The sequence below is a fragment of the Demequina salsinemoris genome, assembly GCF_000974805.1.
GTDB classification, from domain to species: domain Bacteria; phylum Actinomycetota; class Actinomycetes; order Actinomycetales; family Demequinaceae; genus Demequina; species Demequina salsinemoris.
In genome coordinates this window covers 206,755-228,569 of sequence record NZ_BBQZ01000003.1, presented here as the reverse complement: position 1 = coordinate 228,569, position 21,815 = coordinate 206,755, and the positions used below count along the sequence as shown (strand labels likewise).

Here is a 21,815-nt window from a genome sequence, read left to right as displayed (position 1 = left end):
TCCGGCGATAGCGCTACGGTCGTTCGCGCGCTCCTCTACCCCGCGTACCGGTAGAGAACCCCGGCCAGCTGGCGCCTGGTGACCTTCAGCCCCGCACGGTAGGTGCCGTCCTTGTAGCCGCTGACCAGGTCCGTGGACTCAAGCCACACGATCGCCCTGTACCCCGGGTCAGACTTCTTGAGGTCCGAGTAAGGGCTCTTCGACGGCAGCGACACGCTCGGCGAGCCGGCGAACTTGTACAGGATGCCCGCGAGCTGACGACGCGTGACCTTGCTGCCCGGGCGGAACGTCCCGTCCTTGTAGCCGCTGACCAGGTCCGTGGACTCAAGCCACACGATCGCCCTGTACGCGGGATCCGACTTCTTCAGATCGGAGAAGGGGCTCTTCGACGGCAGCGACACGCTCGGCGAGCCCGCGAGCTTGTACATGATGCCCGCGAGCTGACGACGCGTGACCTTGGTGCCCGGACGGAACGTCCCGTCCTTGTAGCCGCTGACCAGGCCCTCGTCCGCGAGCCACATGATCGCGCTGTAGCCCGCGGTCTTCTTCGTGACATCGGAGAACCTGGAGGTGCTCGCAGCCAGCACCGCAGAGGACTTCGCGTACTTGCCGAAGTTCTGCGTCGAGAACGCGCACCCGGTCTCCGTGTCGAAGGCGAAACCCACGCCGATGTGCGTGTACCCGCCCAGGATGTTCTCCAGGTGCGCTGGCGAGTTCTTCCAAGCGCGTTCGATGGCCTTCGCGGCCTCCTTCGCGCTGCTGTAGCCGCACGCCCATCCGACATTCTCCCCCGCCGATGTCCACCCGGAGGGGATCTGCGAGGAGTAGTTCGGGTTGTGCTCGAGCGGGACCGACAGCGTGCCGCCGGCGAGGTACTTCTCCCACGCTGCGACGACGCGCACGAGCTGCTTCTCGCTCCACCGGTCCGCGACTCCGGTCAGCCCAGACTTGACGGCGAGCTCGGACTTGCCCTCACCCTCGCGGATGTTGTTGGTGAGCCTGACGATGACGTCGGACGCGTTCGACTCGGCGTCGGCGTACACCGGGGTCGCGACTCCGACGAGGAGCGCGATGGTCAGTGGGACTGCAAGAAGACGGCGCATGGGTGGGACTCCCAGATCGACGACACGGGCGGCCCGCGAGGAACCGGGCGACGGCCCGAACTTATCGACCCAAAAGGCCCAAAGTCATGACGGTGTGGCGAATTCCACACTGCACCGGAATCAATTCAAGGAATAGCGGCTTCCTGCCATGGACCTGGGGGAAAGGTCAGAACATGACAGTGGCGAAGGTCCCGACATCGGCGAATCCGACGGCACGGTAGACGGCGAGCGCAGGGGCGTTGAAATCGTTGACGTACAGCGACGCGACGGGCGCCACGTCCGCGCGCACGGCGCGCACCAGATCGGCCATCCCCGCGCGCGCGACGCCACGTCCCCGCAGCTCGGGGTGCGTCCACACTCCCTGGATCTGTGCCACGCCGCCGCCCAGCACCCCGATCTCGGCCTTGAACACCACCTCGGGGCGCTTCCCCCTGATGGACCCGAGCTGCACGTAGGAGCGCCCCGCGCGCACGAGGTACTGGAGCCGGTCCTCGTAGGCCGCGCGGCCGTGACGCAGGGGGTCGTATCCCACCTCGGCCCTGAACATGTGCACGCATGCGGGCAGGAGGATGCTGTAGTCGTCCATCGTCGCGATCCGCAGCGGAGCGAGCTCGACGTCTCCGTCCGAGGCCGGTGCCGGCTGGGGCGCCGGGTCGACGGACATCGCCATGGACAGCTGACACGGCCGCAGCTCGCGCGCGGGACCCCACCATGGCTCCACCCGACCCCACAGGTCCAGGATGAGGCTGGCGTTCCCCACCAGTGCCGCGGGCCGCGTGAGCCGCGCGACCATCGCAGCGGAGACACCGGCCCTCAGCTCCTCCCCCGTCGGGTCGTCGGGCGTCACCGGAAGCACTGCGGAAAGGTTCGCGCCGTTCCATAGGATGCCCGCGAGCTCGCGCTGCATCCCGTTGCGTCGCCTCACCGCCCACATGCCGCGCGGGACCACGCCGCTGTCCCGAGCCAGCTCGAGGTGCATCGTGGGCAGCACCGTGGCGACGGGGTCCACGGCGCACATCTCGAGCGCCGCCTCCACCTCACGCCGCTGCAGGGGCGCCAGCGTCTGCTGGGCCCTCCGCAGCAACGAGTCGGTCATGGTGCCGCGATCACCTGCGGCTCGGCGCCCTCGACGGGTTCCATCGTGTCGGCGATCTTCATCGCCTCCTCGATCAGCACCTCGACGATGTCGCGCTCGGGCACGGTCTTGATGACCTCGCCCTTGACGAAGATCTGCCCCTTGCCGTTGCCGGAGGCCACGCCGAGGTCGGCCTCGCGCGCCTCGCCCGGACCGTTCACGACGCAGCCCATGACGGCGACGCGCAGGGGCACCTCCATGCCCTCGAGCCCTGCGGTGACCTTCTCGGCGAGCTCGTACACGTCCACCTGCGCGCGACCGCACGACGGGCAGGACACGATCTCGAGCTTGCGCGGGCGGAGGTTGAGCGACTGGAGGATCTGGATGCCGACCTTGACCTCCTCGACCGGAGGCGCGGACAGCGACACGCGGATCGTGTCGCCGATGCCCTTGCTCAGCAGCGCGCCGAACGCGGTCGCGGACTTGATCGTCCCCTGGAACGCGGGTCCCGCCTCGGTGACGCCGAGGTGCAGCGGCCAGTCGCCGCGCTCGGAGAGCATCTCGTAGGCCTTGACCATGACCACCGGGTCGTTGTGCTTGACCGAGATCTTGAAGTCGTGGAAGTCGTGCTCCTCGAACAGGCTCGCCTCCCACACCGCGGACTCCACGAGCGCCTCGGGGGTGGCCTTGCCGTACTTCTCGAGCAGACGCTTGTCGAGCGAGCCCGCATTGACGCCGATGCGCAGCGACGTCCCGTGGTCCTTGGCCGCCTGCGCGATCTCCTTGACCTGGTCGTCGAAGCGCTTGATGTTGCCCGGGTTCACGCGGACGGCGGCGCAGCCCGCCTCGATCGCGGCGAACACGTACTTCGGCTGGAAGTGGATGTCCGCGATCACGGGGATGTTGGACTTCTTCGCGATCGCGGGCAGCGCGTCGGCGTCGTCCTGCGTGGGGCACGCGACGCGCACGATGTCGCAGCCGGCCGCCGTGAGCTCCGCGATCTGCTGAAGGGTGGCGTTGATGTCATGCGTCTTCGTGGTCGTCATGGTCTGCACCGAGACCGGCGCGTCACCGCCGACGAGCACGTCGCCCACCTTGATCTGGCGGGTCTTCTTCCTGGGGGCAAGCACCGGGGCCGGCATCGCCGGCATACCGAGTCCGATCGAGGTCATGTCTTCAGTATTCCTTACCTGTCACGTGTCGAGGCCTCGCTCACGCGATCTGCACGGGGGCGACGATGTCGGCGTAGATCAGCACCGCGCCCATGATCATGAGCAGCGCGAACACGCCGTACGCCACGGGCATCATCCTGGCGACGTCGACGGGCGCGGGCTTGGCGGCTCCGCGCACACGCGCCCAACCGTTCTTGATCCCCTGCCAGAAGGCGGAGACGACGTGGCCGCCGTCGAGCGGCACGAGCGGGATCATGTTGAACGCGAAGAGCGCGAGGTTGAGCCCGCCCAGCAGCATCAGCATGTCGGACACACGCTCCGACAGCGTGTAGCCCTCGACGTCAGCCGATGCGATCTCACCCGAGACCTGGGCCACCCCGACCACGCCCATCACCGAGTCCGTCGTGCGCTCCTCGAGCCCGAGAGACGCTCTGGCCACGTGGTAGACCTCGGACGGTAGGTGGACGATCACCTGCATCGTCTGACCCAGGTAGTCCCACGCGAGCACCGTGCCGGCCCACAGCGGCTGCGTCTCGTTCGCGGTCACCGAATACACGCCGAGATAGCCGATCTCCTCGGTCAGCGCGTCCCCGTTCGCGTCGGTGAGCAGGTTCCCGGAGTCGTCATACTGGTTGACGGTACGCACGGCGGGAGTGACGGCGAGGTCGACCTCCTGGCCGTCGCGGTCGACGACGAGCGACAGCTCCTGTCCGGGGTGCTCCGACACGTACGTCGTGAGGTCGGTCCATCCGTCGAGCGTGATCCCGTCGACGGAGACGAGCACGTCGCCCTCCTCGATGCCCGCAGTCGACGCGGGCGAGGCCTCATCGTCAGCCGTGCACGCGGTCGCGTCCACGGGAAGCACGCACTCGGCGACCTGGGCCACCTGAAGGGTCTGCGTCGGCAGCCCCATGAACGACAGCACGCCGGTGAACAGGACGATGGCGATCACGAGGTTGACGACCGGGCCGCCCATCATGACGATCGCCTTGCGCCACCACGACAGGTGGTAGAACGCCCTGTCGTCCTGGCCCTCGGGGATCTCCTCCTCAGCCTGCGCGCGGGTGTCCTCGATGAGCCGCCCCGCCCAGCCTCGGCTCTTCACGGGCTTGACCGCGGAGGCGGGCGGCACCATGCCGATGAGCTTGACGTAGCCACCGAGCGGGATCGCCTTGACACCGCACTCGGTCTCACCGACCTGTCGCGACCACAGCTTGGGACCGAAGCCGACGAAGTACTCGCTCACGAGCACGCCGAAGCGCTTCGCGGGGATCAGGTGCCCCAGCTCGTGCAACGCGATCGAGATCAGCAGCCCGACCACCAGCACCAGCACACCGATCAGGAATTCCATGTGTTCACCATCAGCTCCGTGTCACGGTGAGCGACGCCACCGTAGGTCTGTTCTCGGGAGGCACAGGGACGACGCGGGTCATCCGCGGATCGCGGTGCGCGCGGCCCGTCTGGCCCATCGCTCCGCCTCATCCACGGCGTCCAGCGTGATGTCACCGGGAGCCTCATACTCCTCGACAACGCTCCGCACCGTCTCGACGATCCCGAGGAACGGAAGATCGCCGGCCGCGAAGGCCGCGACGCACTCCTCGTTGGCGGCATTGAACACCGCGGGATGCAGTCCCGACTCGGCCACCGCGGCCCTCGCGACGCGGATCGCGGGGAACGCGTCCTCGTCGAGCGGGTGGAAGTCCCACGACTGCGCCTGCGTCCAGTCGAGCCCGGGAGCGGCGTCCGCGACGCGGTCGGGCCATCCCAACCCGAGCGCGATCGGGAGCCGCATGTCGGGCGGCGAGGCCTGCGCGATGGTCGAGCCGTCGACGAACTCGACCATGGAGTGCACGATCGACTGCGGGTGGACCACGACGTCGATGCGGTCCATCGGCACGTCGAACAGCAGGTGGGCCTCGATCACCTCGAGCGCCTTGTTGACCATCGAGGCCGAGTTCATCGTGACGACCGGGCCCATGTCCCAGTTGGGGTGCTTGAGGGCCTGCTCGGGGGTGACCCCCTGGAGCATGTCGCGCGTCCAGCCGCGGAAGGCGCCTCCCGACGCGGTCAGCACCAGGCGCTTCACCTCGTCAGACGATCCCGAGCGCAGCGCCTGCGCGAGCGCCGAATGCTCCGAGTCGACCGGCACGATCTGCCCCTCGCGCCGCACGGCGCGCTTCACGAGCACCCCGCCCGCGACGAGCGACTCCTTGTTCGCGAGCGCGAGCGTGGATCCCGCCTCGAGCGCGGCGAGGGTGGGCCTGAGCCCCACCGAGCCCGTGACCCCGTTGAGGACCGTGTCGGCGCCGATGCCGGCGGCCGTCGCGACCGCATCGTCCCCTGCGATCACCTCCGCCCGCACGCCGCGCGCGGCGAGCGCCTCGACCACGTCGCCCCTCGCATCGTCCCTTGCCACGGCCACGAGACCCGGCCGCACCCGAGCGGCCTGGTCCGCGAGCAGCGCGGGGTCGGCGCCGCCCGCCGCGAGCGCGACCACGTCGAACGACTCGGGATTGCGGACGATGACGTCGATCGCCTGGGTGCCGATCGAGCCCGTCGAACCCAGCAGGGAGACGGTACGGGGCATCACGCGACGCCGAGCAGGATGTCCACCGCCCGGGCGAGATACGCGTCGACCACGCGCTCGTCGTAGGCACGCCACTTGGCGCGGCGCTTGAAGGTGAGGCTGCGGAGGTCCTCGACGTTGAGGGGCTCGCCCTTGTCGAAGAAGCTCGTCATGCGGTCCAGCACCTCGTCGACCGCCTTGGCGTCGTACCCCCCGGAGATCCCGCGCGGGCGGTCGAACCGCTCGCCCTGGGGCCGACGCAGACGCGGGTAGAGGACCTGAGCGTGCGTGGCCAGCTCGGCGAACCACGCCTGCTGCCCGTGGTCGCGCACGTAGTTGTCCCTGGCTCGGGTGGAGAAGGCCTGCTCGAGACGGTCGAGCGCGGCGTCCACCGGCTGCGTCGCATACCCGCCGCGCTTGAGATCGAACGAGGCGCGCCTCACGTCGAGCGCCGCCATGGAGTCGCCCTCCATGTCCTCGTAGGCCTCACGCGCGTGCGTGAAGAACGCATCGACGTGCTCGCGGCTGTAGCCGATCTTGAGCCAGCCCGCGCGCGGGAACAGGTCCGCCATCAGTCGTCCTCCTTGATCGCCAGCTGACCGCAGGCGCCGTCGATGTCGCTGCCCCGGGTGTCCCGGATCGTCGTGGGGATGCCGTGGGCCCGCAGCCGGCGCACGAACTCGTCCTCCACCGCGGGGTCCGACGCCGTCCACTTGGAGCCCGGCGTCGGGTTCAGCGGGATGGGGTTCACGTGGACCCAGCCCGTGCCACGCGCGGCAAGCTTCTCGCCGAGCAGGTCGGCGCGGTGCGCATGGTCGTTGATGTCGCGGATGAGCGCGTACTCGATGCTGACGCGGCGCCCGGTCGCGTCGAAGTACCGGCGCGCGGCGTCGAGCGCCTCGTCGACCTTCCAGCGCGTGTTGATCGGCACGAGCTCGTCGCGCAGCTCATCGTCGGGAGCGTGCAGCGACAGCGCGAGCGTCACCGGGATGCCCTCCTTGGAGAGCTTGTCGATCGCGGGCACGAGTCCGACGGTGGAGACCGTGACGTGGCGCGCGGACAGCCCGAAGCCGAGCGGCTCGGGCGCGACGAGCGCGCGCACGGCCGTCATGACCGTCTTGTAGTTGGCGAGCGGCTCGCCCATGCCCATGAAGACGACGTTCGACAGCCGAACGCCCTCCCCCAGATCGCCGTCGCGCGCGGACCGTGCCGCGAGACGCACCTGCTCGATGATCTCGGCAGCCGAGAGGTTGCGGGTCAGTCCCATCTGGCCGGTGGCGCAGAACGGGCAGGCCATGCCGCAGCCGGCCTGGCTCGTCACGCACAGCGTCGCTCGATCCGGGTACTTCATCAGCACCGACTCGACCTTGACGCCGTCGTGAAGGCTCCACAGCGTCTTCTGCGTGGCGCCCTTGTCGGCCTCGAGCGACCGGATCGGGGTCATCAGTGGCGGGAAGAGCGCCTCGACCATCTCCTCGCGCGCGTCAGCCGGCAGGTCCGTCATGTCGGCGGCGTCCACCGTGAGGTGATCGAAGTAGTGCGTCGCGAGCTGCTTGGCGCGGAACGACGGCTGCCCGAGCTCGCGCATCGCCTCCTTGCGCTCATCGACCGTGAGATCAGCGAAGTGGCGCGGGGGCTTGCCCCTGCGCGGTGCGGCGAAGGTCAGCTTGACCGGAGTGCTCATCGTCCCCCCAAGGTACCGAGGATGGCTGCGAAGATGACGTAGGCGGCGGGAGCGGCGAGCAGGAGCGAGTCGAGCCTGTCCATGACGCCGCCGTGGCCGGGGATGAGGGAGCTCATGTCCTTCACCTCGATGTCGCGCTTGATCGACGACTCGGCGAGGTCGCCGAGCACCGCGGCCCCCGTGCAGGCGAGGCCCACGAGGGTGCCGAGCCACCAGCGGCCGTCGAACAGGAGCGCCGCGGCGACCGTCGCGGCGACCGTGCCCAGGAGCACGCCGCCGATCATGCCCTCCCACGTCTTGTTGGGGCTGATCGACGGGGCGAGCTTGTGCCTGCCCCACCGCATCCCCGCGAAGAGGCCTCCCGTGTCGTTGCCGACCACGGCGACGACGAACACCACGACGCGCTGCCAGCCGTCGTCCGCCTGCTCCATCAGGATGATGAAGGAGCCCAGGAACGGGATCCACATCAGGGTGAACATCGATGCGAGGGAGTCGGCGAGCGTGTTCTCGACGCGCTCGTCCGTCGCGCGCCACGCGACCATGCCCGCGAGCCCCACCAGCACGGCGACGGTGAGGCCCTCGGCCCGGCCGAACCAGGTCGCGGTGCCGATGCCCAGCGTGGCCAGGACCAGGGGCACCGCCGGCACCCGTCGTCCCTGGCCGAGCAGCGCGCTGCGCCATTCGAGCGTGGCGAGCAGCAGGAACGCGTACACGAGCACCGCGAAGACCCACGCGTCGAGCCACGCGGCGAACAGTGCCACCACCAGCAGCCCGACGCCCACCGACGTCGCGACCGCCATGTTGCGACCGCCCTTGCTGGCGGGCAGTGCGGTCGGCGCTGCGTCGTACTCATCCGCCGAGGCGGCGTCGGACAGCTCAAGGTCGTCGTCGAGGCCATCGCCCTCGGCGTCGAGGTAGGTCAGGTCGGTGCCCGTCCCCTGAGGGGTCGGCCAGACGACGCTGCCGTCGGGCTTGAACTGAGGCCCCGCCTCATGGGCGGTGTCGGGTTGCGCCGGTCGGCGCCGTCCCCACCTCATCGACAGCCCCACGATGCGCTCGCTGCACGCATCAGACGGCGAGCAGCTCGCTCTCCTTGTGGCTGAGGAGCGCGTCGATCACCTCGACGTGCTTCTTGGTCATCGCGTCAAGGTCCTTCTCACCGCGGGTGCCCTCGTCCTCGCCGACCTCGCCGTCCTTCACGGCGGCGTCGATGAGGTCCTTGGCCTTGCGGCGCATGTTGCGGATGGTGACCTTGGCGTCCTCCGCGCGCGTCTTCGCGAGCTTGACGTAGTCGCGGCGGCGCTCCTCCGTCAGCTGCGGCATGTTGATGCGCAGCACGTTGCCGTCGTCCGTGGGGTTCACGCCCAGGTCCGAGCTGCGCAGCGCCTTCTCGATCTCCTTCTTCGCCGAGGCGTCGTAGGGAGAGATGGTGACCATGCGCGGCTCGGGCACGGAGATCGAGGCGAGCTGCTGCAGCGGCGTCGGCGCACCGTAGTAGTCCACCGCGATGTTCGCGAACATGGCCGCGGAGGCCTGGCCCGAGCGGATGTTGGCGAAGTTGTCCTTGGCCACGGCGACGGCCTTGTCCATGTTGTCCTCGGCCTCGAGGAGGATCTCGTCAATCACGTCTGTGTCTCCTTGTCAGTGCGGCCTGTCAGGCCGTCACGAGCGTCCCGATTCTCTCACCCAGCAGGGCCTTCGTCACGTTGCCATGCTCCTCGAGCCCGAACACGACCATCGGGACGCGGTTGTCCATGGCGAGCGAGAACGCCGAGGCATCCATCACGTTCAGACGCTGCTGAAGCGCGTCACGGTAGGTCACGTGGTCGAGCTTGCGCGCCGAGGAGTCCGTGCGCGGGTCGGCGGTGTAGACGCCGTCCACGCCGTTCTTGCCCATGATCACCTCGGTGCAGCGGGTCTCGAGCGCGCGCTGGACCGAGACGGTGTCGGTCGAGAAGTAGGGCATGCCCGCGCCGGCCGCGAAGATGACGACGCGGCCCTTCTCCATGTGGCGAATCGCGCGCAGCGGGATGTACGGCTCCGCGACCTGCCCCATCGTGATGGCGGTCTGCACGCGCGTCGCGACGCCGGACTGCTCGAGGAAGTCCTGCAGCGCGAGCGCGTTCATCACGGTGCCGAGCATGCCCATGTAGTCCGCGCGCGCCCGCTCCATGCCGCGCTGGCTGAGCTCGGCGCCGCGGAAGAAGTTGCCTCCACCGACGACGATGGCGACCTGCACGCCCTGCTGGACCGCCGCGGCGATCTCGTGGGCGACACGGGAGATGACGTCGGGGTCGACGCCGATGCCGCCGCCCCCGAACATCTCTCCCGAGAGCTTCAACAGCACGCGCCGCGCCGCCGGAGGGGCCGTGTCCGGGATCGTGGTGGTCTCGGACATTGCTTGCCTCCTAGGCGACGCGGCGCGGTTGATGCTGAAGGGTGTCTTCCGACTAGAGCCTAGGCTCCCACACGGAAGCGGGCGAAGGCGGTCACCTGACCACCGGTCGCCTCGATGACCTTGCCGACGGTCGTCTTGGGGTCCTTGGCGAACGCCTGGTCGACCAGGGTGTTCTCCTTGAAGTAGCCGTTGAGGCGGCCCTCGACGATCTTCGGAAGCGCGGCCTCCGGCTTGCCCTCCGCCTTGGCGGTCTCCTCGGCGACGCGGCGCTCGTTGGCGATCGTCTCCTCGGGGGCGTCGTCGCGGACGAGGTAGATCGGCGAGTACGCGGCGATGTGCATCGCGATGTCGCGGGCGACCTCGGCGGCCTTCGCGTCCGAGCCGACGAGGACGCCGACCTGAGCCGGGAGGTCCTTGTTGGTGCGGTGCAGGTACTCGGAGACGACCGGGGCCTCGACGCGAGCGACGCGACGGAGCACGATCTTCTCACCGAGGGTGCCGGCGGCGGCGTCGATGTACGCGCCGACCGTGGTGTCCTCGATCGGGGCCGCGGCAGCAGCCTCGGCGTCAGCGGCACCGGCCGCGGCGACGGCGGCGAGCACGTCGTTCGCGAGGGTGATGAACTTCTCGTTCTTCGCGACAAAGTCCGTCTCGGAGTTGAGCTCGATCAGCGTGCCGACCTGGCCGCCGTCGACGTCCGAGATCTGCGTGATGACGAGGCCCTCGGAGGCCGAGCGGCCCTCGCGCTTCGCAACGCCCTTGAGTCCCTTGACGCGAAGGATGTCGACGGCGGCGTCGATGTTGCCGTCCGCCTCGTCGAGCGCCTTCTTGACGTCGAGCATGCCGGCACCGGTGCGCTCACGGAGCGCCTGGATGTCGGCAACGGTGTAGTTAGCCATATGGATGCGTCCTTCGACTCGTCGCTTACTTGTCCGCGGCGGGGGCCTCGACGGCCTCGGCGGCGGGGGTGGTCTCAGCCTCGGCCTCGACGGCCTCGGCGGCGGGGGCGTCAGCGGCGGGGGCCTCCTCAGCGGGGGTCTCCTCGGCCTTCGCGCCGTCCAGGAGCTCCTGCTCCCACTCGGCCAGCGGCTCCTCGGTGCCCTCGGCCTCGGCCTCGGTGCCCGACTTCACGGCGTGACGCTGCTTGATGCCGTCCGCGACCGCGTCCGCGATCACGCGGGTGAGCAGGCCGACGGAGCGGATCGCGTCGTCGTTGCCCGGGATGCCGTACGCGACATCGTCGGGGTCGCAGTTCGAGTCGAGGATGCCGACAACAGGGATCTGAAGCTTCTGGGCCTCGTCGATCGCGAGGTGCTCCTTGTTGGTGTCGACGACCCAGATGGCCGACGGGACCTTGCCCATGTCACGGATGCCGCCGAGGGTCTTGGCGAGCTTGTCCTTCTCGCGGCGCAGACCCAGCAGCTCCTTCTTGGTGCGGCCCGAGCCGGCGACGTCGTCGAAGTCGATGAGCTCGAGCTCCTTGAGGCGCGCGACGCGCTTGCTCACCGTCTGGAAGTTGGTGAGCATGCCGCCCAGCCAGCGCTCGTTCACGTAGGGCATGCCCACGCGCGCGGCCTGCTCGGCGATGGTCTCCTGCGCCTGACGCTTCGTGCCGACGAAGAGGATCGTGCCGCCGTGGGCGACGGTCTCGCGGACGAACTCGTAGGCGGCGTCGATCTTCGACAGCGACTGCTGAAGGTCGATGATGTAGATGCCGTTGCGCTCGGTGAAGATGAAGCGCTTCATCTTGGGGTTCCAACGGCTGGTCTGGTGTCCGAAGTGGACACCCGAGTCGAGCAGCTGGCGCATGGTCACGACGGCCATGGCACTTCCTTTTCCGCACGCGATGCCACGTGCATGATGTCGTGGCGGGCTCACCCGCCGTTGTTCGGTTGACGATCCGCTCCCTGGGTGGGAGCGGATCCCTGGCACCTGCGCGGTTCCGCACCGAGCGAACTCGGACCTTGCGTCCCCGGCGCCTCCCGGTTCCGTGCGAGACGGTCCCGGGCGCGATAGGCGCGCGACGTCATCCGGGCATGCCGGATGCGGGGTCGATCATACCTGACGAGGCCTTGCCTCAGCGACCGGAGGACGACGGCGTCGTCGTCCCCAGGCCCGACGCCTGACAGGGCCTTCCCCAGCGCGCGGTCGCACGCGAGCGCGGGGCGCTCCGTCCGGCGAGGCTCGCCCCATGAACCTGCCCCATACTCGCCCCGCGTACGCGCTCACAGCGGCGCTGATCCTGATGCTCGGCGTCGGAGTCTCGGCCGAGGCCACGACGGCGTCGGTGGCCACCGCGTCGGATTCCCCAGGCATCATTCCGGAACCGCTGCTGCAGCCACCGACGACACGGATGCTCGTGCTCCACGGGGCCGATATCCCATCCAAGGACTGGCTGCCAGGACATCGTGGAGTGGACCTCTCGACCGTGGTCGGCGCCGCGGTGCTCTCCCCCGCCACTGGCGAGGTGACCTTCGCGGGCGTCGTGGCGGGCCGTGGGGTCGTGGTGGTCTCGGTGACCGCAGGCCTGCGGACGACGCTGCAGCCGGTCGATGCGACCGTCTCCGCGGGAGACATCGTGATGGCAGGCGAGGCCATCGGCACGGTGCAGGAGTCGGCGACGGACCCCGACGTCGGACATTGCGCTCCGCGGGCCTGCCTCCATTGGGGCCTCAAGCGCGGTGACGTCTACCTGGACCCGCTCGACTGGACCGCCGGGTGGGGCCCGATCCGCCTCAAGGCGGTGGACGTCAGCTGAACGCTCCGGTCTTGACGAGGGTCTCGCGCAGCTTCTTCACCGCGGCCGAGTGGATCTGCGAGACCCGCGACTCCGTGACGCCGAGGATCTTGCCGATCTGGGCGAGCGTGAGGTTCTCGTAGTAGTACAGCCGGAGCACCTCCTGCTCCCTCTCGCGAACCTGCTGGACAGCGTCGGCAAGGAGCGAGCGGGTCTCGTGGTGCTCCACGCTGCGCGACGCGCCCGGCACCGCGAGCGCGGCCACGGTGTCGAGGGCGGTCACGTCGTCCCCCACGCCCCCGAGGGTGTCGAGGGCCGCGACATGGCTGAGCGCCACCTGGGCCCGCACCGTGCGGACCTCGGCAGTCTGCCATTCGAGCTGCTCGGCGATCATCTCGTCCGTGACGCGACCCTGGAGCCGCTGCTCGAGCTGCCGCGTGGCGGTCTCGACCGCGCGAGCCTTCGCTCGCACCGAGCGCGGGACCCAGTCCGCCGCGCGGAGCTCGTCGATGATGGCGCCGCGGATGCGCTGGCTCGCGTAGGTCTCGAACTTGAATCCGCGCTCCGGCTCGAACTTCTCGACCGCGTCGATGAGCCCGAACATGCCGTAGGAGACCAGGTCGCCCAGCTCGACGGACTCCGGAAGGCGGCCGATCATGCGCGACGCGACGTGGGTCACGAGGGGCGCGTAGTCGGTGATGATCGTGTCGCGCGCGGCCCGGCGCTCGTGCACGTCTCCGTGCTGCAGCGCGGTCCACCGTCGGTCTCCCTCCGCCGTCGGCGCCTGCGCGCGGACCTCCTGTGGCTCAGGTGTGGACTCGAGGTGCTTCAGCACCGTGTTCAGCTCCGACATGGCATTCCCCTCTTATGCGCGCGGATGTGCGAGTTGGTAGGCGGACCGCAGCCGTTCTGCGGAGACATGGGTGTATCGCTGGGTGGTGGTGAGGCTCGCGTGACCGAGAACCTCTTGGACCGAGCGGAGATCGGAGCCCCCGTCGAGCAGGTGCGTGGCTGCGCTGTGGCGCAGCCCATGCGGCGCGATGTCCGGCACGCCCGCCAGCCGGCACAGGCGGTGGATCGATTCCCGCACCTGCCGCTGGTCGGCGCGGGTGCCCCGCCGACCGACGAGCAGCGCGTCGCCGGAGGCGGCGTTCGCGAGCGCGGAACGTCCCCGCGCGAGCCACTCCTCAACGGCCTTGGCCGCGGGCTCTCCGAAGGGCACCATGCGCTCCTTGCCGCCCTTGCCCATCACCCGCACGAGGCGCTCGCGCAGATCGACATCGACGACGTCGACTCCGACGAGCTCGCCGACGCGCATGCCGGTCGCGTACAGCAGCTCGGCGGCGACCCAATCGCGCAGGTGCATGGCGTCGCCGTCGTCGCAGCGCTGACGCGCGACCTCGAGCAGGGTGAGCACGTCGTGCGTCGAGATCACGTCGGGGATCGTGGAGGCGGGCCTGGCCGAGGCGAGCCGCAGCGCGGGGTTGGCGTCGAGTCGGCCCGAGTCGTGCGCCCACGCGTAGAACGAGCGGACCGATGCGCCGCGCCGCGCGAGCGTCGTCCTGCTCAGGCCCTCGGCCGCCATCGTCGCGAGCCACGCGCGAAGGTCGGCGAGCGCTACCGCGGTGAGCAGCGCGTCGACGTCGGCCTCGGGCTGGCCGAGCGAGTCCACAAGGTGCGCAAGGTCGCCCACGTAGGCGCGCACCGTGTTCTCCGAGAGGCCGCGCTCATGGCGCAGGTGACCCTCGAAGGCGGTGAGCAACGCGCTGTGCGCGGCCCGTGGCGTTATCGGCATATCGACACCCTGGCATCGTCACTCCAGTCAAATCAACCCCTCTAGTCACATTTGTCACATCTATTTCTGAGAATATTCTCAGATGTCACCCTTTTGTCCGTTTACCAGCCTGGAGAGGCCGCCGCAGCGACCCACGGGCCTGGTTGCCCTCATGCCGCGCGGCGTCTGCGGTAGGTCCCCTCGACGAGCTCGACCCGCCCCGCTGAGGCGAGCCCGGCCAACGCCCGCCTGGCCTCACTGGGGGTGAGGGCCGCGGACAGCGCGACCTGCTCGAGAGACGCTCCGCGCGGGCCCACGCCGTCGAAGGCCGCGCGCTCCGCCTGGGACGCGAATCCGTCCTCGTCGCGCTTCTCGGGAGGGCCGCCCGACCCGATCGGCCCCACGAGCTCGAGCGCCTCGGCTGCGGACGTGATGAGCACCGCCCCGACGTCGCGCACCAGCGCATGGCATCCCGCCGAGGCGGCCGAGGTCACCGGCCCCGGCACTGCGCCCACGGGGCGTCCGAGCTCTGCGGCATGACGGGCCGTGCTGAGCGCGCCCGAACGATACGCCGCCTCCACCACCACGGTTCCGGCGGCACACGCGATCAGCCTGTTGCGGCTGAGGAACCTGCTCCGATGCGGCGCCCGGCCCGGAGGCACCTCGCTCACCACGCAGCCGCTCCGGACGACCTCGTCCCGCAGGCTCGCGGTACCCGTCGGATACCAGCGATCCACTCCTCCGGCCATCACCGCGACCGTCGGGCCGCCCGCCGCGAGCGCTCCCCGGTGCGCCGCAGCATCGATCCCGTAGGCGCCTCCCGAGACGACCGCTCGACCGTCACCCACGATGCCCGCCGCCAGGTCGGCGGCCACGTGTTCGCCGTAGGACGTCGCGGCTCGCGACCCGACGAGCGCGACGGCTCCGGCGAGGAGCGGGGCGATCTGCCCTCCCCGCACGTACAGCGCCGACGGCATCGCGGGGCCCAGGTCACGCATCGTCACGGGCCACCCGTCGTCAGCAGGGGTCACGACCTCCGCGCCGGCGGCGGCCGTGCGACGCCGCAGCTCGCGGGGATCGGCGCCGGCCAGCCGCTGGCTCCAGCGCTCCGTCGCGGCCGCGATCCGCCCGAGGGCGCGCGAGTCCACGTCAGGGCCGAGCCGCTCGAGAAGCCCGGCCTGCGCCCTGGACCGGCTCGGGCCCGCCTCGCGCAGCCATCGCAGCGCCTCGAGCGGCCCGAGGGAGGCGAGCAGCGCCCCTGCCGAGGCGTCGAGGGGCTCCGCGAGGGCGCTCCACGCGACCCATGCGTCTGCCTCAGCGATGTCCGCCATGATCAGCTCGCCTCCCACTCTCGCCAACCACCCTGCTCCCCGCAGGTCTCATGAGTCGCCCCTGCGCAGCAGCAAGGCCTGCTCGACGTGCGCGGCTCCGGGAGCCTCGTCCCCATCGAGGTCGGCGAGGGTCCACGCGACTCTCAACGCGCGGTCCGCTCCCCTCGCGGACACGAGGCCCCGCTCGAGCGCGCGCCACGCTGGCGCACACGCTGGACCCGACGTGCGCGCGCGCAGCCAGGCGCCCGCCACCTCGGCATTCATCCGCCATCCCGCGTCTGCGAGCCGTTCACGCGCCCGTCGCCTCGCCGCCGCGACGCGCGCCGCGACCTCGACGCTGCTCTCCGCCTCACCTCCTGCTGCGGCGCCGAGCCTGACCGGAAGGACCGCGACCTGAAGGTCGACGCGGTCCAGGAGCGGCCCGGACAGCCTGCTCAGGTAGCGACGTCGCTCGAGCGGGGTGCAGGTGCATCCGGCTCCGTTGCCGTGGAAGCGACCGCAGGGGCATGGGTTCGCGGCGAGCACCAGCTGGAAGCGGGCCGGATAGCGGACCGCGCCGTGCGCGCGGTGCAGCACGATCTCACCGGACTCGAGCGGTTGGCGGAGGGTCTGCAGCACGCGCGCCGAGAACTCCGGTGCCTCGTCGAGGAACAGCACGCCGCCGTGGGCGCGGGAGATCGCGCCGGGTCGGGCCAGCCGTGCCCCGCCGCCGACGATCGCGGCCGCGCTCGCGCTGTGGTGGGGTGCCTCGAACGGCGGTCGGCTGATCAGGCCTGCGGAGGGATCGAGAGTGCCCGCGAGCGAGTGGACCGAGGTGGCCGCCACCGCCTCGCGCGCGGGCAGGTCGGGGAGGATTCCCGGCAGCCTCTCCGCGAGCATCGTCTTGCCCGTGCCGGGAGGCCCGGTCATGAGGAGATGGTGACCGCCTGCCGCAGCGACCTCGAGCGCCCACCGGGCGTCCGCCTGGCCCTGGACATCGGACAGGTCGACGCGGTTCGCGTGCGACACCGGCGGCGGCGCCTCGAGAACGGGCTCGGACGCGGTCGCGACCGCCTCGGTGCTGCCGTACATCGCGAGCAGCTCGGCGAGGCTCGCGACCCCGAGCACGTCGGCGCCCTCCACGAGCCTCGCCTCCGCGAGGTTCCCGACCGGCACCACGATGCGCGTCAGACCTGCCTCGACCGCGCCGGCGACCATCGGCAGGATCCCGCGCACCGGCCGCACGCGACCGTCGAGGCCGAGCTCTCCAAGATGCACGGCCGACGCGGGGGCCGCGGGAGGGATCTGGTCGGCGGCCACGAGGGCCGCGACGGCGATCGCGAGGTCCGTGACGGAGCCCGACTTGGGCAGGGACGCCGGAGTGAGGTTGACCGTCACCCTGCGCGCGGGCCAGAGCAGCCCCGAGGACGACGTCGCCGCCCGCACCCTGTCGCGCGCCTCGCCCAGCGCCGTGTCGGGCAGACCGACGATCGTGAAGGCGGGAAGCGAGGCGGCGAGATGCGCCTCGACCTCGATCAGGTGCCCGGTGAGACCCACGAGGACCACGGAGCGGGTGCGTCCGATCATCCGACGGCCCTGAGGTGCTCGAGGCGCGCGGCGCCCGCGCGCGGAAGCGTCACGGCGACCACGTCGATCCGCACCTCCGGCCACCTTCGGTCCTGGGCGGCCAGCCACGCCGCGGCGAGCCTGCGCAGCCGGGCGAGCTTGCGAACCGTCACCGCCTCCTGCGGCGCGCCCATCGACGCGCCGCGCCGGGTCTTGACCTCGACGACCACGAGCGCGTCGCCTTCGGTGGCGACGATGTCGATCTCGCCCTCGCGGCACCTCCAGTTCCTCGCGAGGACCACCCAGCCCCGCTCGGCCAGCCGCCGCACGACGAGATCCTCCCCGTACCTGCCCACCGCGTCCTTCGCCGCCATGCCTCACCTCCGTGAGTGCCAGCGTGGGCGGCGCGCCGCCTGCTCGGGGGCGAGGGTCTCGAGACTGTGGATGCGGCCGGGATCGCGAGGTCCTGGGGACGACGCTGACGACGGGGGTGCCACCCCGAGACCCACCGCGAGGGTCAGAGGCCGAGGTCGGACGCGGCTCCCGCGAGCTCGGTCAGGAACCGCTCGGCCTCGCGCATCCCGAACACGAGCGGGGGCCTGACCTTGATGACGTTGGAGGCCGGGCCCGAGGGCGACACGAGCACCCGCCGCTCGCGCAGAGCGTTGACGAGCGCGAGCGCCGCATCCGTGTCGGCGACGCGGGTCGCGGGGTCGCGGACCACCTCGACCGCGTTGTACAGGCCCGTTCCACGCACATCGGCGAGGCGAGGATGGTCCGCGGCGATCGCACGGATCCCGTCGCGCAGCACCGCGCCGACCTTCGCCGCGGACGCCATCAGATCGCGGTCGCGGATCTCGTCGAGCACCGCCTGAGCCGCCGCGATCGAGACCGGGTTGCCCCCGAAGGTGTTGAAGTACGGCACCCGCGTCGCGAACGGCGCGAGGACCTCGGAGCGCGCCGCCATCGCGGACACGGGGATGCCGTTGCCCATCGCCTTGCCGCACGTCACGAGGTCGGGGACGATGCCGTGGCGCTCGAAGCCCCACATCGCGTCCCCGACGCGTGCGAGCCCGGTCTGCACCTCGTCGGCGATCCACATCGCACCCGAGCCGTGGACCGCGTCGAGCACGGGGGCGAGGAAGCCACGGGGATCGGGGAACACGCCGTCCGACGCCATGATCGAGTCGAGCAGCAGCGCCGCGGGCTTGAGCCCTGCGTCAGCGAGGGAGTCCACCGCCTCCCGGTAGCGCGCGGCCATCCAGGCGCCGAGCGAGGCCGCGTCCACCGCATCGTCCCCGAGCCTGTAGGTGTCGGGCGCCGGGATCACGCGGACCTCCGGCAGCAGCGCGAATCCCTCGCCCATCGCGGGGCTCGCGCCGGACGTGAGGTACGACGTCCCGTGGTACGCCTCGCTCGTGACGATGATGCCCGTGCCGCCGGTCGCCGCACGCGCGACGCGGATCGCGAGGTCGTTGGACTCCGATCCGGAGTTCGTGAACATCACCTGGTCGAGCCCTGGCATCGTGCCGAGCAGGTCGTCGGCGTAGGCGGTGAGCCCGTCGAGGAGGTACCGGGTGTGCGTGTTGAGCGTCGCGGCCTGAGCGCCCACCGCCTGAGCGACCCGCTCGTTGCCGTGCCCGACCGCGGGCACGTTGTTGAAGACGTCGAGGTACTCGACCCCGTCGGCGTCGTACAGGTACGTTCCCTCGCCTCGCACGAGGTGTACCGGCCGGGAGTAGAACAGCCGATAGGCCGGCCCGAGCAGCCTGGCACGGTCGTCGATCAGCGCGGCAGCGCGCTCGCCGAGCCGCTCCCCCGCGTCCGCGCGGAAGCTGTTGCCCTCGAGGATGCTCGATCCGGCCATGCTTGCCCCCGTCTCGTCCGAGCCCGCCGATGGCGCGCCTCCGTGCCACCATCCTGCCGTCTCCCGCGGGCGCCTTCGGCCATTCGAGACGTCCCACGGCGCCGCCGGGTTACGGACGCGTAAATTCTTCGCCACGAACGACGCGGGCGCCCCGCGCAGGCCTTGAGGACCCGCGCGAGGCGCCCACGACGATGTCAGCGGTCGGCCGGCTCCTGAGCCCTCGCATCGTCCGCGGCCCCGACCAGGACCGGTGCGATCCCGGACTCGGCGTCGACTCCCGCATCGTCCATGTCCGCGCCGTCCGCGGCCGACGCCGCGGCCTCGTCGCGCTCGAGCGTGGTGCGCAGCGGCACCTCCTTGACGAACATGAGCAGCACGAGCGCGATCAGCGCGAGCGGCACGATGTAGAGGAACACAGGGGTGAGCGCGTCGTTGTACGAGCTCACGATGACGTCCTGCATCTCCTGCGGAAGCTCGAGCACCGCGGACGGCGTGAGCGAGTTGGCGTCGCTGAGGTCGGCGGTGCCGGCAGCGACGCGGTCGGACAGCAGGTCCACCAGGTTGTTGGTGAAGATCGAGCCGACGACGGCGGCGCCGAGCGAGGCGCCGATCTGGCGGAAGTAGTTGTTCGCCGCGGTCGCGGTGCCCACCATGCGCAGCGGGAACGTGTTCTGCACGATGAGGACGAGCGTCTGCATCATCAGTCCGAGCCCCGCGCCGAAGACCGCGAGGTAGGCGCAGGTCAGCCACAGCGGCTGGTCGTAGGTCATGGTCGACAGCAGGTACATCGCGGCGGCCATCACGACCGCGCCGGAGACGGGGTACCACTTGTACCGGCCCGTCCTGCTGACGACGCGACCCACGATGATCGACGTGGGCAGCATCGTGCCCATCATCGGGATCATGAGCAGGCCGGCCTCGGTCGCGTCGACCTGCGCCACCATCTGAAGGTAGGTGGGCATGTACGCGAGCGTGCCGAACATCGCGATGCCCATGAGCAGGCCCGCGCCGGTCGTGAGCGTGAAGTTGCGCTCGGTGAACAGCGTCATCGGCATGATCGGCTCGACGGCGCGACGCTCGACCATCACGAACGCGATGCCCGCGACCACGGTGAGGCCGATGAGCGACAGGATGACCGCCGAGTCCCACTCGTACTGGCCGCCGCCCCACGACGTGACGAGGACGAGCGAGGCCGAGGCGATCGCGATGAGGAGCATGCCGGCGATGTCCAGCTTGGGCTTCTCACGGTCCTGCGGGGCCGGGTGGAGGAAGATCGCGACCGAGGCCATCGCGAGGATGCCGAGCGGCACGTTGATCCACATGCACCACTGCCAGCCGACGGACTCGGTGAACCAGCCGCCGAGCAGCGGGCCGATCACGGACGCGAGCGCGAACACGCCGCCCATGAGCCCCATGTACTTGCCGCGCTCGCGCGCCGGGACGATGTCGGCGATGACGGCCTGCGACAGGATCATGAGGCCACCGCCTCCGAGCCCCTGGATCGCGCGCCCGACGATGAGCTCGGTCATGCCGGTGGACAGCGCCCCGACGACCGAGCCGATCATGAACAGTCCGATCGCTCCGAGGAAGAGCGACTTGCGGCCGACAAGGTCGCCGAGCTTGCCGTAGACCGGCATCATGATCGTCGCGGCGAGGATGTAGGCCGTGGTGACCCACAGCATGTGGTCGACGCCGTCGAGGTCGCCGACGATGGTCGGCAGCGCGGTCGAGAAGATCGTCTGGTCGAGCGCGGACAGCAGCATGGCTGTCATGAGGCCGACGAAGACGAGGAGGATGCCGCGCCGGTCGGGCGCGGCGGCCGCGTCAGGGCGCGGCTCAGCAGTGATGTCAGTCAACGGGAACTCCTTGCGATGGTGCTCGCCTAGTGGCGAGAGGTCTGGGTGAGGCGACGGACGATCGGCACGAGCTCGTGGATCATCTGCTTCATGTGGGAGATGTCGGAGCCGCTCGCGAGCCAGCGTCGTCCGATGGTCTGGAGCGCGCCCATGGCGAGCGCGACGACGAGCGAGGACTCGAGCGCGAGCGCCTCCCCGTCGAGGTCGGGGCGCTGGGCGCGCAGGCGCAGGGCGGCGATGTCGGCGAGTCGTTCGCGCGCGTCGCCGATGCGGGACAGGTTGGCGGCGGCGAGCGTCGGCTCCGCCTCGAACAGTCGATGGCGCAGGGTGAAGAGCTCGGCGTCGGGCTCGGCCTCGATCCACGCGGACGTCATCATGAGGGCGAAGGCCTCGACGTCGCTCGCGTCGTCGCGCTCGATGAACCGGGCGATGTGCGCCTCGGTCGGCTCGGGTCGGCCCTCGCCGATCAGCGCGGCCTCGCGGGTGCCGAAGTAGTTGTAGAACGTGCGGGCGGAGATGCCCGCGCGGTCGGCGATCATCTCGACCGTGACGGCGTCGAGGCCGTGCTCGAGGCACAGCTCGATCGCGGCCTTCTGGGTGGCGTTGCGCGCGAGCCGCAGCTTGCGCTCACGCAGCCCCTCACAGGCCTGGGGGGTCGCCTCGATCAAATCTTGCATGTTCTGCATTGTTGCAGACTCTGCAAGATT

Annotated in this window: 21 protein-coding genes; 1 reads left to right on the top strand and 20 read right to left on the bottom strand. The window is 70.3% G+C overall.

The features are described from left to right. Nucleotides 1–35: 35 nt before the first annotated feature. From AOP78_RS08055 to rpsB, 12 genes are all read right to left on the bottom strand, one after another. Nucleotides 36–1,103 carry a CAP and S-layer homology domain-containing protein gene (locus tag AOP78_RS08055; RefSeq protein WP_062203014.1) on the bottom strand — a complete coding sequence of 356 codons (1,068 nt, stop codon included), beginning with the start codon at nucleotides 1,101–1,103 and terminating at the stop codon, nucleotides 36–38. 166 nt (nucleotides 1,104–1,269) lie between these two features. Next, on the bottom strand, nucleotides 1,270–2,199 hold the full coding sequence (locus AOP78_RS08050) for a GNAT family N-acetyltransferase (protein ID WP_062203012.1): 930 nt from the start codon (nucleotides 2,197–2,199) through the stop codon (nucleotides 1,270–1,272). After that, on the bottom strand, nucleotides 2,196–3,350 hold the full coding sequence (ispG, locus tag AOP78_RS08045; RefSeq protein WP_062203010.1) for a flavodoxin-dependent (E)-4-hydroxy-3-methylbut-2-enyl-diphosphate synthase: 1,155 nt from the start codon (nucleotides 3,348–3,350) through the stop codon (nucleotides 2,196–2,198). Before ispG ends, AOP78_RS08050 begins: the two co-directional genes overlap by 4 nt. Before the next feature lie 40 nt (nucleotides 3,351–3,390). Then, nucleotides 3,391–4,701: a M50 family metallopeptidase gene (locus AOP78_RS08040; protein WP_062203008.1), complete on the bottom strand. Its 1,311-nt coding sequence runs from the start codon at nucleotides 4,699–4,701 to the stop codon at nucleotides 3,391–3,393. Between the two features lie 78 nt (nucleotides 4,702–4,779). Next, complete coding sequence (dxr, locus tag AOP78_RS08035; protein ID WP_201774765.1) at nucleotides 4,780–5,940, bottom strand: 1-deoxy-D-xylulose-5-phosphate reductoisomerase; 1,161 nt, start codon at nucleotides 5,938–5,940, stop codon at nucleotides 4,780–4,782. Next, nucleotides 5,937–6,488: a DivIVA domain-containing protein gene (locus tag AOP78_RS08030; RefSeq protein ID WP_062203004.1), complete on the bottom strand. Its 552-nt coding sequence runs from the start codon at nucleotides 6,486–6,488 to the stop codon at nucleotides 5,937–5,939. The genes dxr and AOP78_RS08030 overlap by 4 nt, the downstream gene beginning before the upstream one ends. Next, nucleotides 6,488–7,600 (bottom strand): dual-specificity RNA methyltransferase RlmN, encoded by a 1,113-nt coding sequence (gene rlmN / locus AOP78_RS15485; protein ID WP_062203002.1) that lies wholly within the window; start codon nucleotides 7,598–7,600, stop codon nucleotides 6,488–6,490. Before rlmN ends, AOP78_RS08030 begins: the two co-directional genes overlap by 1 nt. Continuing rightward, complete coding sequence (locus AOP78_RS15480) at nucleotides 7,597–8,637, bottom strand: phosphatidate cytidylyltransferase (RefSeq protein WP_236685335.1); 1,041 nt, start codon at nucleotides 8,635–8,637, stop codon at nucleotides 7,597–7,599. The genes rlmN and AOP78_RS15480 overlap by 4 nt, the downstream gene beginning before the upstream one ends. Nucleotides 8,638–8,668: 31 nt before the next feature. Then, nucleotides 8,669–9,226, bottom strand: a complete 558-nt coding sequence (gene frr / locus AOP78_RS08015) for a ribosome recycling factor (protein ID WP_062202997.1) — start codon at nucleotides 9,224–9,226, stop codon at nucleotides 8,669–8,671. Between the two features lie 28 nt (nucleotides 9,227–9,254). Further along, nucleotides 9,255–9,998, bottom strand: a complete 744-nt coding sequence (gene pyrH, locus AOP78_RS08010) for a UMP kinase (RefSeq protein ID WP_062202995.1) — start codon at nucleotides 9,996–9,998, stop codon at nucleotides 9,255–9,257. A gap of 59 nt (nucleotides 9,999–10,057) precedes the next feature. Beyond that, on the bottom strand, nucleotides 10,058–10,897 hold the full coding sequence (gene tsf, locus AOP78_RS08005; protein ID WP_062202994.1) for a translation elongation factor Ts: 840 nt from the start codon (nucleotides 10,895–10,897) through the stop codon (nucleotides 10,058–10,060). Nucleotides 10,898–10,922: 25 nt separating this feature from the next. Next, entirely contained in the window at nucleotides 10,923–11,822 is a 900-nt protein-coding gene (gene rpsB, locus AOP78_RS08000) for a 30S ribosomal protein S2 (protein WP_062202992.1), read from the bottom strand. Between the two features lie 367 nt (nucleotides 11,823–12,189). Here rpsB and AOP78_RS07995 point away from each other — a divergent pair, with 367 nt between their 5' ends. Then, complete coding sequence (locus tag AOP78_RS07995) at nucleotides 12,190–12,756, top strand: M23 family metallopeptidase (RefSeq protein WP_236685334.1); 567 nt, start codon at nucleotides 12,190–12,192, stop codon at nucleotides 12,754–12,756. Here the strand turns inward: AOP78_RS07995 and AOP78_RS07990 are convergent. From AOP78_RS07990 to AOP78_RS07955, 8 genes are all read right to left on the bottom strand, one after another. Next, nucleotides 12,749–13,588 (bottom strand): sigma-70 family RNA polymerase sigma factor, encoded by an 840-nt coding sequence (locus tag AOP78_RS07990; RefSeq protein ID WP_062202990.1) that lies wholly within the window; start codon nucleotides 13,586–13,588, stop codon nucleotides 12,749–12,751. The genes AOP78_RS07995 and AOP78_RS07990 overlap by 8 nt on opposite strands. Before the next feature lie 12 nt (nucleotides 13,589–13,600). Next, on the bottom strand, nucleotides 13,601–14,530 hold the full coding sequence (locus tag AOP78_RS07985; protein ID WP_062202988.1) for a tyrosine recombinase XerC: 930 nt from the start codon (nucleotides 14,528–14,530) through the stop codon (nucleotides 13,601–13,603). Between the two features lie 149 nt (nucleotides 14,531–14,679). Beyond that, a complete protein-coding gene (locus tag AOP78_RS07980; RefSeq protein ID WP_083979963.1) occupies nucleotides 14,680–15,840 on the bottom strand; it encodes a DNA-processing protein DprA in 1,161 nt (386 codons plus the stop codon). 48 nt (nucleotides 15,841–15,888) lie between these two features. Next, nucleotides 15,889–17,406, bottom strand: coding sequence for a YifB family Mg chelatase-like AAA ATPase (locus AOP78_RS07975; RefSeq protein ID WP_062202984.1), 1,518 nt, complete (start codon nucleotides 17,404–17,406; stop codon nucleotides 15,889–15,891). Next, complete coding sequence (locus tag AOP78_RS07970; RefSeq protein ID WP_062202982.1) at nucleotides 17,403–17,759, bottom strand: YraN family protein; 357 nt, start codon at nucleotides 17,757–17,759, stop codon at nucleotides 17,403–17,405. Before AOP78_RS07970 ends, AOP78_RS07975 begins: the two co-directional genes overlap by 4 nt. A 143-nt stretch (nucleotides 17,760–17,902) precedes the next feature. Continuing rightward, entirely contained in the window at nucleotides 17,903–19,252 is a 1,350-nt protein-coding gene (locus AOP78_RS07965; RefSeq protein WP_062202981.1) for an aspartate aminotransferase family protein, read from the bottom strand. A 194-nt stretch (nucleotides 19,253–19,446) separates the two neighbouring features. Further along, nucleotides 19,447–21,108 (bottom strand): MDR family MFS transporter, encoded by a 1,662-nt coding sequence (locus AOP78_RS07960; RefSeq protein ID WP_062202979.1) that lies wholly within the window; start codon nucleotides 21,106–21,108, stop codon nucleotides 19,447–19,449. A gap of 26 nt (nucleotides 21,109–21,134) precedes the next feature. Then, nucleotides 21,135–21,785, bottom strand: coding sequence for a TetR/AcrR family transcriptional regulator (locus AOP78_RS07955; protein ID WP_160297608.1), 651 nt, complete (start codon nucleotides 21,783–21,785; stop codon nucleotides 21,135–21,137). Nucleotides 21,786–21,815 lie beyond the last annotated feature (30 nt).

Bases quoted from the DNA above. Each gene is read 5' to 3' on its own strand.
- AOP78_RS08055 (WP_062203014.1), bottom strand. From the start codon at position 1,103: ATGCGCCGTCTTCTTGCAGTCCCACTGACCATCGCGCTCCTCGTCGGA.
- AOP78_RS08050 (WP_062203012.1), bottom strand. From the start codon at position 2,199: ATGACCGACTCGTTGCTGCGGAGGGCCCAGCAGACGCTGGCGCCCCTG.
- ispG (WP_062203010.1), bottom strand. From the start codon at position 3,350: ATGACCTCGATCGGACTCGGTATGCCGGCGATGCCGGCCCCGGTGCTT.
- AOP78_RS08040 (WP_062203008.1), bottom strand. From the start codon at position 4,701: ATGGAATTCCTGATCGGTGTGCTGGTGCTGGTGGTCGGGCTGCTGATC.
- AOP78_RS08030 (WP_062203004.1), bottom strand. From the start codon at position 6,488: ATGGCGGACCTGTTCCCGCGCGCGGGCTGGCTCAAGATCGGCTACAGC.
- rlmN (WP_062203002.1), bottom strand. From the start codon at position 7,600: ATGAGCACTCCGGTCAAGCTGACCTTCGCCGCACCGCGCAGGGGCAAG.
- AOP78_RS15480 (WP_236685335.1), bottom strand. From the start codon at position 8,637: ATGAGGTGGGGACGGCGCCGACCGGCGCAACCCGACACCGCCCATGAG.
- pyrH (WP_062202995.1), bottom strand. From the start codon at position 9,998: ATGTCCGAGACCACCACGATCCCGGACACGGCCCCTCCGGCGGCGCGG.
- tsf (WP_062202994.1), bottom strand. From the start codon at position 10,897: ATGGCTAACTACACCGTTGCCGACATCCAGGCGCTCCGTGAGCGCACC.
- rpsB (WP_062202992.1), bottom strand. From the start codon at position 11,822: ATGGCCGTCGTGACCATGCGCCAGCTGCTCGACTCGGGTGTCCACTTC.
- AOP78_RS07995 (WP_236685334.1), top strand. From the start codon at position 12,190: ATGAACCTGCCCCATACTCGCCCCGCGTACGCGCTCACAGCGGCGCTG.
- AOP78_RS07990 (WP_062202990.1), bottom strand. From the start codon at position 13,588: ATGTCGGAGCTGAACACGGTGCTGAAGCACCTCGAGTCCACACCTGAG.
- AOP78_RS07985 (WP_062202988.1), bottom strand. From the start codon at position 14,530: ATGCCGATAACGCCACGGGCCGCGCACAGCGCGTTGCTCACCGCCTTC.
- AOP78_RS07980 (WP_083979963.1), bottom strand. From the start codon at position 15,840: ATGGCGGACATCGCTGAGGCAGACGCATGGGTCGCGTGGAGCGCCCTC.
- AOP78_RS07975 (WP_062202984.1), bottom strand. From the start codon at position 17,406: ATGATCGGACGCACCCGCTCCGTGGTCCTCGTGGGTCTCACCGGGCAC.
- AOP78_RS07970 (WP_062202982.1), bottom strand. From the start codon at position 17,759: ATGGCGGCGAAGGACGCGGTGGGCAGGTACGGGGAGGATCTCGTCGTG.
- AOP78_RS07965 (WP_062202981.1), bottom strand. From the start codon at position 19,252: ATGGCCGGATCGAGCATCCTCGAGGGCAACAGCTTCCGCGCGGACGCG.
- AOP78_RS07955 (WP_160297608.1), bottom strand. From the start codon at position 21,785: ATGCAAGATTTGATCGAGGCGACCCCCCAGGCCTGTGAGGGGCTGCGT.